The sequence below is a fragment of the Streptomyces sp. NPDC001508 genome (assembly GCF_040298665.1).
Classification (GTDB): domain Bacteria; phylum Actinomycetota; class Actinomycetes; order Streptomycetales; family Streptomycetaceae; genus Streptomyces.
The window spans coordinates 1-15,669 of the sequence record NZ_JBEPAP010000029.1; the positions used below are offsets into that span (position 1 = coordinate 1).

The window sequence follows — 15,669 nt, forward strand, 5'->3', positions numbered from 1 at the left end:
CACGTGCCCGCACAGCGCGGTGAAGCAGGAAGCCACCGGAAGAGTCAGACGACCCAGGCCGGAATCCCTGGACTTTAGGCCAGGGAGCACGTCAAGAGGTTCCCCTCTCGCCTATGTCCACGGCCAGGTGCCTCCAGCACCGACCGGCGAGGCACCTCCCTGTTCAACACCTACGACGGACTGGGCCGCAAGACCGAGCTGCGCGAAGGCTTTGCCACCGGCAATCTCCGGGGTCAAGTGGACCTACGGCACCGTCACCAACTCGCCGAGTCCACCCGCTTCGCCAACGGCCAGGCGTACACCACCGTGGTGACCGCCTACGACAAGCTGTACCGGCCCACCAGGACAGCGACGGTGATCCCGGCGTCCGAGGGCGCGCTGGCCGGCACCTACCGGTCCGGCACCACCTACAAGCCCTCAGGTCTGGTTGCGTCGCCAAGCTACTCCGCGGCTGGTTCGCTGCCGGGCGGATCGATCAACTACACCTATGAGGACCAGACCCTCCGGCCGATCTCGGTCTTCGGCCAGGGCATGACCTCGACCGCCACCTACAGCCACACGAGTGAACCCCTCGTCTACACCTTCGGCCTGACCAGTGGCGGCAAGAAAGCACAGGTCACCAACGCCTACGAGTTCGGTACCCAGCGGCTGTCGACCACACGCGTCGACCGCGAGAAACAGGCCGACGTCGACCAGAACGTCACCTTCCGCTACGACGAGGCCGGCAACGTCCTTTCCCTGCGCGACGTCTCTGGCACCGGCACCGACAACCAGTGCTTCACCTACGACTACCTGCGCCGGCTGACAGAAGCATGGACCCAGGGCGACCAGACCTGCGCGGACTTCCCGTCAGCAGCCAAGCTCGGCGGCCCCGTCCCTTACTGGCAGTCGTACACCTATGACAAGGCCGGCAACCGGCTGACCGACACCCGGCACGACATCGGAGGCGACACCGCCAAGGACATAGCGCACACCTACGAGTACCCCACCCCAGGCGCGCCCAAGGCTCACCAGCTGACTTCGCTCACCACCGAGGGACCTGCGGGCACCAGCCGGACCGACTACCTCTACGACGCGACCGGCAACACCACCGACCGCGGCACGCAGCACCTGGACTGGGACGCCGAGGGGCTCCTGGCCAAGGTCACCGAACCCGTCGACGGCAAGCCGGACAAGGTCACCGAGTACCTGTAAGAAGCGAACGGCAACCGGCTCACCGACCGCACGGGCGACCGGACAGTCCTGCACCTCGGGCACACCGACGTCACCCTCGACAAGGGCACGACCAAGGCGAAGGCGACCCGCTACATCGACCTTGGCAGCGGCCACCAGGCCGTCCGCGCCGACGACAACAGCTTCTCCTTCACCCTCGCCGACCACCACGGCACCGGCCTGCCAGCCGTCGCCGCCACCCACCTGGCCCTCACCCGGCGCCGGGTCACGCCCTTCGGTGAGACCCGCGGCACGGCACCGGCCGCCTGGCCCGGAACCAGGGGCTTCGTCGGCGGTATCGACGAGACCAAGGACACCGGCTTCACTCATCTGGGTGCCCGCGAGTACGACCCCCAGACCGGTCGGTCCCTGTCCGTCGACCCGGAGATGGACCTGGCCGACCCTCAGCAGATGAACAGGCGATCCTGTGGAAAGCGCGGACGGCGAAGACATGGAACGAGGCTGCTTCGCGGATGGCTCATGGCGTGGGCAAGTCCCTCATGAGCCGCTGGACCCGTTGGGGCGCGGACGGCACAGGGGAGCGCGTGGTGGAGGCGTTGGCGGAGGTTCAGGGGATTCAGACGGTTCCGGTGCCCGAGCCATCGAAAGAGGCGCCGTTGCCTGAGAAGCTGGTCGAGGGTGTGGTCGACCCCCGCTTGTTCCACACGGGCGATGGCGATGTTGAGGATGGTGAAAGACGCGATGGAACCGGCGCGTCGAGTACCACCATGAGTTGGCAGGCGGCGATGACAGTGAGCGCGATACCGGAGTGCCCCGTCCGGTCGGTCGCTCCTCGCGCTTCGCGTCCCCCGCAGTCGCCGTGTGATGCGCCCCCTGTGCCGGAATCCCCGCCTCCCCTTGTCTGTTGGAGAAATCCAGATGGTTACCTCGCACTGGAGGGCCGCCCCCGCTCAGGCGGCCTCCCTTCGCCGGCGCGGCGCCGTACTCGAAAGCGCGATCCTCGACGCCGCCCTGGAGCAGCTCAGCACCGTCGGCTGGAACGGCCTCACGATGGAGGGGGTCGCGGCCGGTGCTCAGACCGGCAAGGCCGCGGTCTACCGTCGCTGGCCGTCCAAGGAGGACCTCGTCGCCGACGCCCTGCAGGCCGGTCTGCCGCGGATGGACGAGGCCCCCGACCTCGGGAGCGTGCGCGAGGATCTGCTGGCCCTGTGCCTCCAGGCACGCGACGCGATGTTCTCCCGCCCTGGCTTCGCATTGCGCTCGGTGATTCACGAATGCGACACGATGCAGGCGGAGCGCTTCCACAGTGTGATCACCGGGGGCGTTGTGGAACCGGCGATCAAGCTGCTGCACGAGATCATCACCCGCGGAATCGCGCGCGGAGAGGTGCGCCCCGACGCAGTGAACAGCTATGTCTGCGACGCCATCCCGGCGATGATGATGTACCGCACCAAGATGTGCGCCAGTGAATGGCCCGATCGTGACATCCAAGAGATGATCGACCAGTTGATGCTGCCGCTGCTCCGGCCCGAGGGAACCTGACTGCGGGGTGTGGCCGCACCCCGGCCGGAGTGGCGGGCCGGGGTGTCGCCGGGGGATCCGGGCGGCGTACGCTAAGGGCGCCATGCCGTACGAACCGCCTACTCACACCGTCGAGCGCTCCCTCCGCGCCACGACCGGAGCGAAGGTCATTGCCGGTGTCGACGAGGTGGGGCGCGGCGCGTGGGCCGGGCCCGTCACCGTCTGTGCGGCCGTCACCGGACTTCGCCGGCCCCCCGAAGGTCTCACCGACTCCAAGCTGCTCACCGTCAGACGGCGCACAGCGCTGGCCGAGACGCTGCGGACCTGGGTGACCTCCTACGCCCTGGGGCACTCCTCCCCGCAGGAGATCGACGAATTGGGGATGACGGCGGCCTTGCGGCTCGCGGCCGGGCGCGCCCTGGAGGACCTTCCGGTCCGCCCCGACGCGGTGATCCTCGACGGGAAGTACGACTACCTCGGTACGCCCTGGAAGGTACGTACGGTGATCAAGGGCGACCGTTCCTGCGTGGCGGTGGCGGCGGCCTCGGTGATCGCCAAGGTTCAGCGCGACAAAATGATGGCCGAACTGGGTATCGACCATGCAGACTTCGGTTTTGCGGCCAACGCGGGGTATCCGTCCCCCGTGCACAAGGCCGCACTGGAGGAGCGGGGCCCCACCCCGTACCACCGGTTGTCGTGGGCGTATCTTGATGCGCTGCCCCAGTGGCGGCACCTCAAGAAGGTCCGCAGTTGGGCGGATGGAAGCGTTCCGGAGATCGAGGGCCAGCTCGGCTTCGACTTCTGACGCTTCCACTCGCACTGTTGTGCCACCCGGTCGTGCGTGCCAGACCGGCGTTTGATAAATATCAGCTCATGCCTCTCATTCCCGAGGAGCCTCAGATTCACGAGAGTGCCCAGGGTCCCCGCGCCACGCCGTCCAGCGGCCGCACCGCGCCGACCCCCCGTCCCGTACCCGGCCCCCGCCCCGCGGCTCCGTCGCGTCCCGGTCGCCCAGGCCCTCTCCGGCCCGCGCCGCCGACGCAACGTACGCCGCGTGACGCGGCCGCAAGCAAGCCGGGCCCGTCGGGTCCGGCCGCCTCCGCCGCCTCGGCGGCGAACCCGCAGATCCAGCTGATTCCGGCCTCTGCCGAGGGAGCGCTCGATGCCGCCGACGAGGCGGTGGACCTGCTCCTGGAGTCGGGCCGCGCCCCCGGTGATGTGCTGGTGATCACCACCGGCCTGCCGCACCCGTGGGCCGAGCACGAACTGTCCTTCGGCGATCCCTCCTACTGGGCGCAGCACGATGCCGGCGACGACGTCTTCTACGCGGACGCCGCCGTCGCCTCCCGTGCGGCATCCCGTCCGGTGGTCGTGGTCGCGGTCAACGGCGGCCCTGGCACGGCTGCCGCCGCCGCCCTCCCGCTGGCCCATGCCCGGGCCGGTGCCCTGTTGATCGTCTGCGGTGACCCGCAGCAGATCAACGGGGTGCTGGGCACGGGCGTCTGAGCCGGGTCCGGTACCCAGCCGGAACACCAAGAGCGGCGAGGGCGTCGAAGGTACCGCTTCGGCGGCACATGCACGGTGGTGCCTTTGGTGTGTGCGGAAACCGGAGGACGGCCCTTTCTGCCGGGAAGGCGCCGCACCGGGACCGGGGATCGGACTGCGATGGCCCAGGTCCTGTAGCGACCCACTGCGGATCTCGTACCGGCGTCGGTCACAGGGGCCGGCGCGAGACCGGCTCCGCCGAGCACGGAGCCGATCTGCTCGGTCAGAGGACCGTACCGCTCAACGGGCCGCCGCGCGGCGCAATACCTCCGAAACGGCGCCGCCGGTGCGGGGTGCGGAGGGCGGGGCGTCCGCGGTGGCGAAGGGTTCCGGCGTCGAGTCCACGTTCGGGCGACGGCCGCCGCGGCCCTCGCCGAATACCTGCCAGCCGTCCCGGGTCAGCGTGATGTACGCCCCGCAGCGCAATCCGTGCAGGGTGCAGGCGTCACGCAGGCCCCACATCCATGCGCCGTCCTCCTCCGTCCAACGCGCGTCCCCCTCACGGCAGTAGAGCAGCACCGCCGTGCGCACGGGCGTGCGGCGCCGAAGGTCGTGCGGTATGACCCGGCGCAGTTGGGACAGCAGCGCATTGCGGAACATCCATCCGTCGGCCGGTACCGGGCGGCGGGTGAACGAGGCGCTCGCCAGCAGTCTTTCCTCGGGGTCGAGGACCGCGACGACCGCGGTCGTCACCTTGGGCCGGTGCCGGGTGTGCAGCCCGCTGACGACCTCACGGGGGTTGCGCAGCAGCGGGATCCCCGCGGCGGCCCATTCCGCGGGTTCAAGCAGGCGGCTGGTGGCAGCGGCGGACGCGGGCGTCGAGAAGGATGCCGCCGAGGACGGAGCGAATCCGAAGGTCACGTTTCTCCCTTCGGCTACGCGCCCACACTGCGGGCGGGGTCGGACGGGGGGACGCGCACCGCAGCAAAGCCCAACCGGATCACGGACGAACCGTGCGGGGAGCGGACTTCAATTCTTCCTGTCGAACTGGGATGCGGCAACGAGCAATTGGGGCCACCGACCCTTATCCAGGGATCTGTGGCTTATATCCCTACCCAGAGAGTCCTCCGACGATTCGTGGGACCGGCGGTCGTGCTGTTTTCGGACGCCGTGCGCCGAGCGTGCGCCGGTGCGGCGGGTATCAGCCCTGGACGGCCAGGACCAGCGGCAGCACTCCCCGCGCTCCCGCTCTCCTGAGAAGGCGGGCCGCGACCGCCGACGCCCCATCCGTCTCGGTGTAGTCGTCCACGACCAGGACCGGACCGCTCGCCGCCAGGAGTGCGCAGACCGGTGCGGGTGGAACGACCAGCGCGCCGTCCAGCGCGTGCCGCCGCTGCGCGCTGTTGCTGCGGGACAACCACGGCACTTCTCCCGCGTACCCCACCGACCTGGGCGGCGGCAGGCGACCGACCACCGCGATGCACGCGCCCAGGGAGTGGATCAACTGCGGCCGGGGGCGCGAGATGCAGTGGGTCTCGTCCACGATCAGCGGCCCGGTCGCGGCGGCCGGCTTGGGCAGGACCTGGTCGCGGACGTCCGGGTTGGTCAGGCGTTACGGGCTACAGAATCGGGAAGGCACTCACAATCCAGCGGAGATCGAGCCCTGACCTGCGCCGTCGCGTCGAACGAGGATGGTCGTGGCCCAGTGTTCCGCCCTAGCCGTCCTCGATCGGTGCGTGGCCGGTGGACCGCTTGTGAGCTGGTGTCACGCTGGGTGAAGTGGCTGATTGTCCTTGCCATCGGGTTCCATGGGGGCATGGACGATCTGGAGCTCCGCGCCGAAGCCGATGCCATCCTCGCTGAGCTCGTCGGCGCCCCCGGGGGTTCGGCGCGGTTGCGGGAGGACCAGTGGCAGGCGGTGGCGGCTCTGGTCGAGGAGCGTCGGCGTGCCCTGGTGGTGCAGCGCACCGGCTGGGGCAAGTCGGCGGTGTACTTCGTCGCCACCGCTCTGCTGCGTCGGCGTGGCTCGGGCCCGACGGTGATCGTCTCGCCGCTGCTGGCGCTGATGCGCAACCAGGTCGAGGCGGCGGCGCGAGCCGGTATCCGGGCGCGCACCATCAACTCGGCCAACCCGGAGGAGTGGGCCACCATCTATGAGGAGGTCGAGCGCGGCGAGACCGATGTTCTCCTGGTGAGCCCGGAACGTCTTAACTCTGTTGATTTTCGCGAGCAGATGCTGCCCAAGCTCGCGGCCACGACCGGCCTGCTGGTGGTCGACGAGGCGCACTGCATCTCGGACTGGGGCCATGACTTCCGGCCGGACTACCGCCGGCTGCGGGCGATGCTCGCCGAGCTTGCCCCCGGCGTGCCGGTGCTCGCCACCACCGCGACCGCCAACGCGCGCGTGACGGCGGATGTGGCCGAGCAGTTGGGTACCGGCGCTGGTGAGGCCCTGGTGCTGCGCGGACCGCTGGAGCGGGAAAGCCTGCGGCTGGGTGTGGTCCGGCTGCCGGACGCCGCGCACCGCCTCGCCTGGCTCGCCGAGCACCTCGACGAGTTGCCGGGCTCGGGCATCGTCTACACGCTGACGGTGGCCGCGGCCGAGGAGGCCACCGCTTTTCTGCGGCAGCGCGGCTTGAAGGTGGCCTCCTACACGGGGCGCACAGAGAACGCGGACCGGCTGCAGGCCGAGGTCGATTTGCTGGAGAACCGGGTCAAGGCACTGGTCGCGACCTCGGCGCTCGGGATGGGCTTCGACAAGCCGGACCTGGGCTTCGTGGTGCACCTCGGCTCGCCGTCGTCGCCGATCGCCTACTACCAGCAGGTGGGGCGCGCGGGTCGCGGGGTGGCCCACGCCGATGTGCTGCTGCTGCCGGGCCAGGAGGACGAGGCCATCTGGCGCTACTTCGCCGATACCGCCTTCCCGCCCGAGGCGCAGGTTCGCGAGACGCTTTCGGCCCTCGCCGGTGCGGGACGGCCGCTGTCCGTGCCGGCCCTGGAAGCGGCTGTGAATCTCCGGCGCACCCGTCTGGAGACCATGCTCAAGGTGCTGGACGTGGACGGAGCGGTCAAACGGGTGAAGGGCGGCTGGACGGCCACGGGAGCCGAGTGGGTGTACGACGCTGAGCGGTACGCCTGGGTGGCGCGGCAGCGCGCGGCCGAGCAGCAGGCCATGCGCGATTACGTGAGCACATCCCGCTGCCGGATGGAGTTCCTGCGCCGGCAGCTGGACGATGAGGGGGCGGCCCCATGCGGCCGCTGCGACAACTGCGCGGGAGCCTGGGCCGACTCCTCCGTCTCGGAGGAGACACTGACGGGGGCGGCGAAGGAGCTGGACCGCCCGGGGGCGGAGGTCGAGCCGCGCCGGATGTGGCCGACGGGGATGCCCGCGCTGGGCATCGACCTCAAGGGGCGCATCCCGGTGGGCGAACAGTGCTCCACCGGGCGTGCCCTGGGGCGGCTCTCGGACATCGGCTGGGGCAACCGGCTGCGCCCGCTGCTGGCGGTGAACGCGCCCGACGGTCCGGTGCCCGACGATGTCCTGCGGGCCGCGGTGGAGGTACTCACCGACTGGGCACGCTCTGCGGGCGGCTGGGCGCCGAATGTCCCGGATGCCTCTGCCCGGCCGGTGGGCGTCGTCGCCGTGCCGTCCCTGACCCGCTCACAACTGGTCGGCTCCCTCGCCCAAGGAATTGCGGCCGTCGGCCATCTCCCCTTCCTGGGCACACTGACGTACACCGGGCCGAGCGGCGCGCACGCGGCACGGCGCAGCAACTCCGCCCAACGCCTCAGGGCGCTGTACGGCACCTTCGCCGTCCCCGAGGAGCTGGCTGGTGCCCTGGCGCGCTCTCCAGGCCCCGTCCTGCTCGTGGACGACTACACCGACTCCGGCTGGACCCTCGCGGTCGCTGCCCGCCTGCTCCGCCGGGCAGGCAGCCAACAGGTTCTTCCGCTGGTCCTCGCTGCGGCAGGCTGAGCTCGGCAGAAAGCAGCGGGACGACGCTCAGGGCGCCGAGGGAGAAGCCGAGGTTGCGGGTCGACCGGACCACGGCCATGGTCCGGACCCGTTCCTTCCGGCCTGACGGTTCGTCGGTTTGAGGACGCAACTGCCGTCGCCGCCCGCACGGAACGAGGCGGCTTCCTCGGGCCCGGTCACCACCCGCCGTTCGGGCTGGGCGATGCCGGCTGCACCCGCTGTGCGGCGCAGCAGCGCCTTGTCCCGGAAGACCGGGGCTGCGTCGGGGCCGGCGCCGGGCAGTCCCCAGGCAGCGGCGAGCGCCGCGGCCGCCACCACTCCGTAGTTGCTGGCGGGGACCACGGCACGGATCCGTGACGGCCTGGGGATCACGGACACCAGCCGGGCGGTGTTGGTCTCGTCCTGGATGGGTGCGCAGACGACATCCGCGAGACAGCGCACCGCCCCGATTCGCTCCCGGATGTCTCTGACCGCGATCACCTCAGGTGTCTCGGCGGTTGAACACCGGACAGAGTGCGAGTCCGGAGAAGTCAGCCCTTCCGGGCTGACGAGCAGGACATCGACGGTGCCCGCCGCGATCCCCGTCTGGACGGCGTCCCCTCGGTGTTGGAGGAGTTGATGGTCCGGGCGTGGAGGCCGGACCGGGCAGCGGCGTCCACCTGGTTGCGCACCGGTTACGCATCAGCGCGAGGAGCGGCGAGACGATCACGGTGGGGCCGCTGCCCGGGCACGCGACAGGGGGGTCGCCAGGAAATAGACCGTGGCCTGCCCCATCCCGTGCGCTGGACGACAAGGGCTCTGCGGCGATCGGCGACCAGCGCCTCGATCGCCGGCCCCTGGTCCTCGCGCAGCCGGGCGGCGCCCGTGGCATCCCCGACCAGCCGGGCGGGGACGGTGTCGGCCTGTGCACGCAGATCCGTGTTGCTCGTGTGCTCCATGCGTCCCATCCAACCGGACACCGGCGACAGCGGGACGGCCCCTGTGGACAAGCGACGGCCCTACCGGCCGCGATTGTCGTGGCCCTGCCTTGACTTATCCACAGGCCCAAGCGGAACTTCAAGATCCGCGAGATCGTCGGCGCATGACGAATCACAGCGAATCGACCGGACCCGCAGAAAACCGCGACGTCGGCGACGTCACGGAACAAAAGGAACGCGACCGCCGCGCCGCCCACGAAGCGCAGGTCACCCTGCGCACCCCGGCCGAACTGGCCGACGCCCTGCCGTACCTGCTCGGATACCGCCCCGAGGACAGCATCGTGCTGGTGGCTCTCCACGACCGGGACGGACGCGGCCGGTTCGGCGGCCGGGCACGGCTCGGCATCCCCGCGAGCAGGGAGGACTGGGCGTCGGCCGCCCGGCAACTGGCCCACGGCCTGGTGGCCGGCAGCGAACGCCGGGGATCCCGGCCCGCGCAGATCGTCGCCTACGTCTGCCAGGAACCGGCGAAGGGGGAGACCGGCCGCGAGGTCATGCAACGACTACGGCCGCTCGCCCAACTGCTGCGCACCGAATGCGGCACCCTGGACGTACCCGTCATCGAGGCCCTGTGCATTTCGGACGGCCGTTTCTGGTCGTACTGCTGCCCGGACGTGGGCTGCTGCCCGGACGACGGAACACCCATGGGCCTGCCCGGCACCTCCGTGCTGGCCGCCGCCGCGACCTACGCCGGCCTCCAAGTGCGCGGGACGCTGCGCGAGCTGCGGGCCCGGTTGCTGCCCTGGGAGACCTCCGCCGCACTGGAACAGGAGATCGCCCTGGACACGGCGGGCACCGCCCTGGTGCCCCGGCTTCTCGACGACAAGGCCCGCGCCGACGTGGCGGAGGAAACACTGCGCCTGGCCGAGCACATGCTCACCAGGTTCGCGGCGGCGGCCCCGGTGCCCGGCACACTCCCGGCGGATCTGCGCGACGACGCACTGCTCACCCATGACGAAGCGGCGCAGCTGATCCTCGGCCTCCAGGACCGCACCACCCGTGACCGGGCCGCCGCATGGATGGAGGGCGACGACGCCGGCCCCGCCCTGCGTCTGTGGCGCGCCCTGGCACGCCGCTGCGTCGGACCGTACGGCGAACACGCCGCCGCGCCGCTCACCCTCGCGGGCTGGGTCGCCTGGTCCACCGGCGACGACCTGGAGGCCAGGGAAGCGCTGGCCATGGCCCTCGGCGCTGACCCCGACTACCTGTTCGCACGTCTGCTGCACCAAGCCTGCAACGAGGGTCTGGACCCGGAGGCGGTCCGCCGCTGTCTGCGTGCGGAGCGCGCCGACCGCGCGGAGGCACAAACCGAAGCGACAGAGGCGACGGGCCGCAGGAAGACGGCATCGGCAGCAGGCGGGGACTCCTCGGAGCCCGGGTCGCGCCGTCGGCGCCGTGTACGCGTCCGGGCGGGCGCCGATGGCAACGCCCGTCCGGTACGGGCGGAGGGGCGTCGTTCGAGGCTCGCCCCCCGGCGCGCCTCCCGGGGTGAGGGCTCCACACGCCCCGGCGTGCCGGCTGCGGGCGAAACACATGCCCGAGCTGCGGACAGGCACGACACGGGACGCGCATCCGCCAGGGGCCCACGGTCCGGTGGCGATGGCCCCGCGGAGGACTCGTGAGCGGTGGCGGCGGGCCCGATGCAGGCCGACGGCGACAGACACCTGGGAGAGCGCGCCCCGAGGGGGCTGCGGGCCGCGGGTCACCGTGTTCCCTACAGCGCGGCCGCCAAGGATTCGCCATGATCCAGAAGTCTGCGGACGGCCGGCAGCGGGGAGGGTGACCTCGCGCGATGCCATCACGACGCTATTCGGACGAAGAAACGGAAACCGCTCGCCCGTCGGGGACCGGAGCCGAACGGATCGGCCGGCGATGTGGTCGGCGAAGGGAGTGTTTATCGTCAGGCAGACGACTATGATCGCGGCATGCCCTACGACCCGTCAGCGTTTCCGCCCTTCGCCGTCACCGTGGACCTGGTCGTGCTGACCGTGCGCCGCCACGCCCTGTGTGCGCTGGCGGTGCGCAGGGGCGAGGCACCGTTCCAGGGGCGATGGGCACTGCCCGGCGGCTTCGTCAGGGCCGACGAGGATCTCGCGCAGGCCGCGGCGCGCGAGTTGGCCGAGGAGACGGGACTGTGCGCCCTTGACCCGGCCGCCCCGGCCCAGGACAACGGCGCCCACCTCGAACAGCTCGCGACGTACGGCGATCCCAAGCGGGACCCGCGCATGCGTGTGGTCAGCGTCGCTCACCTGGCGCTCGCCCCCGACCTGCCCGCCCCCCGCGCGGGCGGCGACGCGAGCAACGCGCGCTGGGCTCCGGTGGAAGAACTGCTGCAGCAGGGCGGGTACGACCGCGCCGGCGAACCCCTGGCACCGCTCGCCTTCGATCACGCCCAGATCCTGGCCGACGGGGTGGAACGGGCCCGTTCCAAGATCGAGTACTCGTCCCTGGCGACCGCGTTCTGCACGCCCGAGTTCACCGTCGGCGAGCTGCGCCGTGTCTACGAAGCGGTGTGGGGAGTGGCCCTCGACCCACGCAACTTCCACCGCAAGGTGACCGGAACCCCCGGATTCCTCGTCCCCACCGGAGGCACGACCACACGCCAGGGCGGCCGTCCCGCCCAGCTCTTCCGAGCTGGCGGTGCCACGCTGCTCAACCCTCCGATGCTGCGTCCGGAGGTCTGAGCGGACAGGGCCGGACGGTGCGAACAGGCCTCCCTTCCCGCACCCCGCGCCGGCGGCCTGGCCGGGGAATCGTCGACAGAAACATCAGGAGGAAGACCCTCAGGACTGGGCAGACAGGGTGATACCCGAAAAAAAGGACCTGGCACGCTATCTTGCTGCAGGTGATCCAGGCCTTCGGACTGACCAGCAACCCCCGCAAGGCGCACCCGCCCGCCGTCAACGATGTCTCCTTCGAGGCGCACGCGGGCCGTGTCACGGCACTCCTGGGTGCGCCCCGCGCCGGCAAGACAACGGCGCTCAGACTGATGCTCGAACTCCAACGGGGCCGTGGGATCACCCACTTCAGAGGGCGACCGCTGCACCGGATCGCCCACCCGTCGCGCGAGGTGGGTGTCCTCCTCGGTGACGTCCCGGGGCATCCGGCGCGCTCGGTCCGCGGGCATCTGCGCATGCTGTGCGCCGCGGCGGGGGTCCCGGCCCGGCGCGCCGACGAGGTTCTCGAAGTCGTCGGCCTCGTCAGCCTGCGTGAGGAGCGCCTGGGCACGCTCTCGCGCGGCATGGACCGCCGGCTCGGACTGGCCTGCGCCCTGCTGCCCGACCCGCACACCCTGGTGCTGGACGCCCCCGTGGACGGGCTGTCCGCGCGTGAAGCCCGTTGGCTGCACGGCATGCTCCGGGCGCATGCGACCCAGGGCGGCACGGTCCTGTTCACCACCGCCGAACCCAAGGAGGCGGCACGCAACGCGGACCGGGTCGTCACGCTCGAACAGGGCAGACTCGTCGCCGACCAGGAGGCCGTGGAGTTCGCCCGCACACGGCTGCGTCCCCGCGTCGCGGTCCGTACCCCGCACGCCGCCCGCCTCGCCGCCCTGCTCACCAAGGAGGCCCGCACCGACCGGCGGTCCGTCGAGATCGTTCGGGAGGAGGGCAATCGTCTTTCCGTGTACGGCAGTACGACCGCGGACATCGGTGACATCGCCTTCCGGCACGGCGTCCTCGTCCACCAACTCGCGGACGAGGTGGGCGACATGGGGCCGGGCGCCGGAACTCGTCCGCTCGACGGGGAGCAGCCGGTCGACGGGTGGAATGTGCCGGGCGGGCCGAAGCCCGCGCACAAAACGCCGGCCGGCGGACAAGGGCAGAGCCAAGGGAGTCCGGAAGGAGTACGGCTGCGACCGGGTCGCGGCCTGTCCGTCCTGAGGCGACAGCGGGCGGCTCATGAATCGCCCTTGGTGACGGAGGGCCCGGGCGATCCTGAGGCACCGCTTCCGGTGGGCACGCCGTCGGCAGCGCCATCCGGTGACCTGCCCGGCACGCCTCCCGCCGAGGGCGCACCGACCCCCGCCGACGGACACCCCCTGGAATCCGACGGCCACACGCCCGGTGGCGGCCCGGAACCGACCGGGCCCACGCCAGGGGCCGAGACCCCGGCCCCATCCTCCGCTCAGACCCCGGACGCCGCACCCACCTCACCCGGCCCCACCACCGGCCCCGCGGCGCCGGCCACCGGCCGCGTACCCGTCGCTCGCCCCGGGGCCGGACCCTCGCGCCGCGGCACCGGATCGCTCACCCCCGGCTCCCTGTCCCTCCTCCCTCCCCTCATCTCCGTCCGCCCCGCCCCCAGCCCCCTCCGCCCTCTGCGCTACGAACTGCGCCGCGCCGTCGGGATCGGCACGGGCTTTTTCACCTGCGGTGTCGTGCTCGTCGTCTCCGCGGTCACGGCCGTTCTGCTCGCCCGCATCGGTCACACCCCGCAGGCGCGCCTGTTCGCCGCATGGCCCCGAGAGGTGCCCCTGCCGCCCGCGGCGCTCGGAGCGGGACTGCTCGGCGCACTGGCCTTCGGGGACGAGTTCCGCCACCCCGCCCTGGCGGCGGACCGCGGTTCCGTGCCCCGTCGGCTGGGCCTGCTCACCGCGAAACTGCTCGTCTCCGGGGCCACGGCGCTGATGCTGGCCTTCCTCACCGTGGGCTGCGATGCCGAAGTGCTCTATGTCGTCTACGGGCGGGAGCTCGCGGAAGTTCCCGCCGACTGGCTTTCGCTGAGTGCGAGTTGGTTCGGACTGGTGGTCGGGTGCGCCTGGGCCGGGGTGCTGGCGGCGGGCGTCTTCCGGTCCACGACGGCCGGGCTCGCCGCGGTGCTCGCCGTACCGGTCGTGGTCGTTCCCGTCGTGCAGAAGATGGTGGGAGGCCCGGCCGTACGGACCGCGGCGGGTTTTCCGCTCCGGATGCGGGAGATCTTCCTGCTCCAGTGGCCCTTCGGCGGAGAGCGGTACGCGGCCGTGGTGGCCCGCGTGCTGGTCCAACCCGTGGGCGGCGCGCTGGCGTTGTCGCTGACCGCCCTGCTCTGTGCGTATCTGCTCACGACGCTGCGCAGCAGGGTCAGATGACGACCGTCCGCGCGCTTCCGATCCGGCTGTGTGCACAACTCCCCCGGAGCGCGCCCATTTCTTTCCGATAAGGCGTCAATTGCGACGGGGTGAGCGATCACCCTTTCGTGTGCTTTTCACCAAAGACCTCAAGGCAGTTGGAGCCAGCGCCGACAAAGGATCCGTGAGTACCCTTGCGCACACCATGATGACCGCCGCCCGCTCCACCGACTCAGGTCTGGTCGGCCCGGGCGAACTCGACCGCTACCCCTACGCCGAGGGCCCCGGCGCCGACCGGCTCGGAACACCCGCCTGGGAGGGCGCGGACCCCGACCTGGGCCGGGTGGGACGGCGCGCCGCGGGCAGCCGCGGCCGCGGCCTGCACGGCCAACTCGTCCAGCAGTTGGGCCAGATGATCGTTTCGGGCGACCTGGGCGCGGACCGCCCGCTCGTGCCCGAGGAGATCGGCCAACGCTTCGAGGTGTCCCGTACCGTCGTCCGCGAGTCCCTCCGTGTCCTGGAGGCCAAGGGCCTGGTCAGCGCCCGCCCGAACGTCGGCACGCGTGTGCGTCCCGTCAGTGACTGGAACCTCCTGGATCCGGACATCATCGAATGGCGCGCATTCGGGCCGCAGCGCGACGACCAGCGCCGCGAACTGAGTGAGCTGCGCTGGACGATCGAGCCGCTCGCCGCGCGCCTCGCCGCGGGGCACGGCCGTGAGGACATCCAGCAGCGCCTTTCCGACATGGTGGAGATCATGAGCCACGCCATGGGACAGGGCGACGCCCTCACCTTCTCCCGTGCCGACGCCGAGTTCCACACCCTGCTCATCCAGATCGCGGGCAACCGCATGCTGGAGCACCTGTCGGGCATCGTGTCGGCCGCGCTCCAGGTCTCCGGCGGCCCGGTCACCGGCTGTGACCGGCCGAACGATGCCTCCCTGGCCCAGCACGCGCGCATCGTCGACGCACTCGGCACCGGTGACGGCGCCGCGGCCGAGGCGGCGATGCGTCAACTGCTCACCGTCCACCCCGAGGTGGAGCGTGTGGTGCCCGCGCCGCGCGAGCACTGACCGCGGACCGCGGGCGCCGCGGTCGCAGACGCACCGCCCCGTGAGGGCTGTGCCGGGCCCGGGAGCCGTCGCTCGCCGGACCCCGCCGGACCCCTCCGGGCCCACCTCGGTCCGGAGGGGTTCGGTGGGGCTCGGCGACGGCGTGATGCGGTCCGATGGCGGCGGCGGTGCCGGCCGATGCCGTCGGCAGCCACGTCTGACCGTATCTGACCGTTTTTGGGCACTTACGGGGTGTGACTCGGGCCACGAAGATTGGGCGTAACGCTCGGGGGATCAGCGCGATGACCTAAGAGGTGACAGCCGCGGAGGGAATACGGACGCCATGTAAGGCGCTGATCCTCTCCCGGCGTCCGCCCGCGCCGTCGGCCCATCCCCAGGCCGGTGGTCGGCTCCAGTCCGTCGTGGACGGGGCCGG

Annotated in this window: 11 protein-coding genes and 2 pseudogenes; 9 read left to right on the forward strand and 4 right to left on the reverse strand. The window is 71.3% G+C overall.

Annotation, left to right across the window (positions count from 1 at the left end; translation table 11 throughout):
* Positions 1 to 237 precede the first annotated feature (237 nt).
* From ABT245_RS24570 to ABT245_RS24585, 4 genes are all read left to right on the forward strand, one after another.
* A complete protein-coding gene (locus ABT245_RS24570; protein ID WP_351736985.1) occupies positions 238 to 1,194 on the forward strand; it encodes a hypothetical protein in 957 nt (318 codons plus the stop codon).
* 897 nt (positions 1,195 to 2,091) lie between these two features.
* The gene (locus ABT245_RS24575) at positions 2,092 to 2,715 is read left to right on the forward strand and encodes a TetR/AcrR family transcriptional regulator (protein WP_351737156.1); all 624 of its coding nucleotides are present in this window, start codon (positions 2,092 to 2,094) and stop codon (positions 2,713 to 2,715) included.
* An 82-nt stretch (positions 2,716 to 2,797) separates the two neighbouring features.
* On the forward strand, positions 2,798 to 3,499 hold the full coding sequence (rnhB, locus tag ABT245_RS24580) for a ribonuclease HII (protein ID WP_351736986.1): 702 nt from the start codon (positions 2,798 to 2,800) through the stop codon (positions 3,497 to 3,499).
* A 68-nt stretch (positions 3,500 to 3,567) separates the two neighbouring features.
* The gene (locus ABT245_RS24585; RefSeq protein WP_351736987.1) at positions 3,568 to 4,200 is read left to right on the forward strand and encodes a hypothetical protein; all 633 of its coding nucleotides are present in this window, start codon (positions 3,568 to 3,570) and stop codon (positions 4,198 to 4,200) included.
* A 279-nt stretch (positions 4,201 to 4,479) separates the two neighbouring features.
* Here ABT245_RS24585 and ABT245_RS24590 read toward each other — a convergent pair whose 3' ends face one another.
* Positions 4,480 to 5,100 (reverse strand): hypothetical protein, encoded by a 621-nt coding sequence (locus ABT245_RS24590; RefSeq protein ID WP_351736988.1) that lies wholly within the window; start codon positions 5,098 to 5,100, stop codon positions 4,480 to 4,482.
* Between the two features lie 280 nt (positions 5,101 to 5,380).
* Positions 5,381 to 5,701: pseudogene (locus ABT245_RS24595) on the reverse strand (recombinase RecQ); the annotation flags it as partial.
* Between the two features lie 294 nt (positions 5,702 to 5,995).
* On the opposite strand from ABT245_RS24595, the gene ABT245_RS24600 reads away from it, so the two are divergent.
* Positions 5,996 to 8,155 (forward strand): RecQ family ATP-dependent DNA helicase, encoded by a 2,160-nt coding sequence (locus tag ABT245_RS24600; protein WP_351736990.1) that lies wholly within the window; start codon positions 5,996 to 5,998, stop codon positions 8,153 to 8,155.
* A gap of 27 nt (positions 8,156 to 8,182) precedes the next feature.
* On the opposite strand, the gene ABT245_RS24605 is transcribed toward ABT245_RS24600, so the two are convergent.
* Together ABT245_RS24605 and ABT245_RS24610 are read right to left on the reverse strand one after the other, a co-directional pair.
* Positions 8,183 to 8,635 carry an ATP-grasp domain-containing protein gene (locus ABT245_RS24605; protein ID WP_351737160.1) on the reverse strand — a complete coding sequence of 151 codons (453 nt, stop codon included), beginning with the start codon at positions 8,633 to 8,635 and terminating at the stop codon, positions 8,183 to 8,185.
* Positions 8,636 to 8,674: 39 nt separating this feature from the next.
* Positions 8,675 to 9,093: pseudogene (locus tag ABT245_RS24610) on the reverse strand (recombinase RecQ); the annotation flags it as partial.
* Positions 9,094 to 9,236: 143 nt separating this feature from the next.
* Between ABT245_RS24610 and ABT245_RS24615 the strand changes: the two are divergent.
* The 4 genes from ABT245_RS24615 to ABT245_RS24630 all read left to right on the forward strand — a co-directional run bounded on the left by ABT245_RS24615 (position 9,237) and on the right by ABT245_RS24630 (position 15,254).
* Positions 9,237 to 10,754: a DUF4192 domain-containing protein gene (locus ABT245_RS24615; RefSeq protein ID WP_351736992.1), complete on the forward strand. Its 1,518-nt coding sequence runs from the start codon at positions 9,237 to 9,239 to the stop codon at positions 10,752 to 10,754.
* Positions 10,755 to 11,057: 303 nt separating this feature from the next.
* Positions 11,058 to 11,816, forward strand: coding sequence for an NUDIX hydrolase (locus ABT245_RS24620; RefSeq protein WP_351736994.1), 759 nt, complete (start codon positions 11,058 to 11,060; stop codon positions 11,814 to 11,816).
* Between the two features lie 161 nt (positions 11,817 to 11,977).
* Entirely contained in the window at positions 11,978 to 14,203 is a 2,226-nt protein-coding gene (locus ABT245_RS24625) for an ABC transporter ATP-binding protein (RefSeq protein WP_351736996.1), read from the forward strand.
* A gap of 163 nt (positions 14,204 to 14,366) precedes the next feature.
* Complete coding sequence (locus tag ABT245_RS24630; protein ID WP_351736998.1) at positions 14,367 to 15,254, forward strand: FadR/GntR family transcriptional regulator; 888 nt, start codon at positions 14,367 to 14,369, stop codon at positions 15,252 to 15,254.
* The last annotated feature ends 415 nt before the right edge of the window (positions 15,255 to 15,669 follow it).

What these genes read in the sequence shown, in the direction of transcription:
- ABT245_RS24600 (WP_351736990.1), top strand. Translation starts at nt 5,996, where the DNA reads ATGGACGATCTGGAGCTCCGCGCCGAAGCCGATGCCATCCTCGCTGAG.
- ABT245_RS24615 (WP_351736992.1), top strand. Translation starts at nt 9,237, where the DNA reads ATGACGAATCACAGCGAATCGACCGGACCCGCAGAAAACCGCGACGTC.
- rnhB (WP_351736986.1), top strand. Translation starts at nt 2,798, where the DNA reads ATGCCGTACGAACCGCCTACTCACACCGTCGAGCGCTCCCTCCGCGCC.
- ABT245_RS24575 (WP_351737156.1), top strand. Translation starts at nt 2,092, where the DNA reads ATGGTTACCTCGCACTGGAGGGCCGCCCCCGCTCAGGCGGCCTCCCTT.
- ABT245_RS24620 (WP_351736994.1), top strand. Translation starts at nt 11,058, where the DNA reads ATGCCCTACGACCCGTCAGCGTTTCCGCCCTTCGCCGTCACCGTGGAC.
- ABT245_RS24585 (WP_351736987.1), top strand. Translation starts at nt 3,568, where the DNA reads ATGCCTCTCATTCCCGAGGAGCCTCAGATTCACGAGAGTGCCCAGGGT.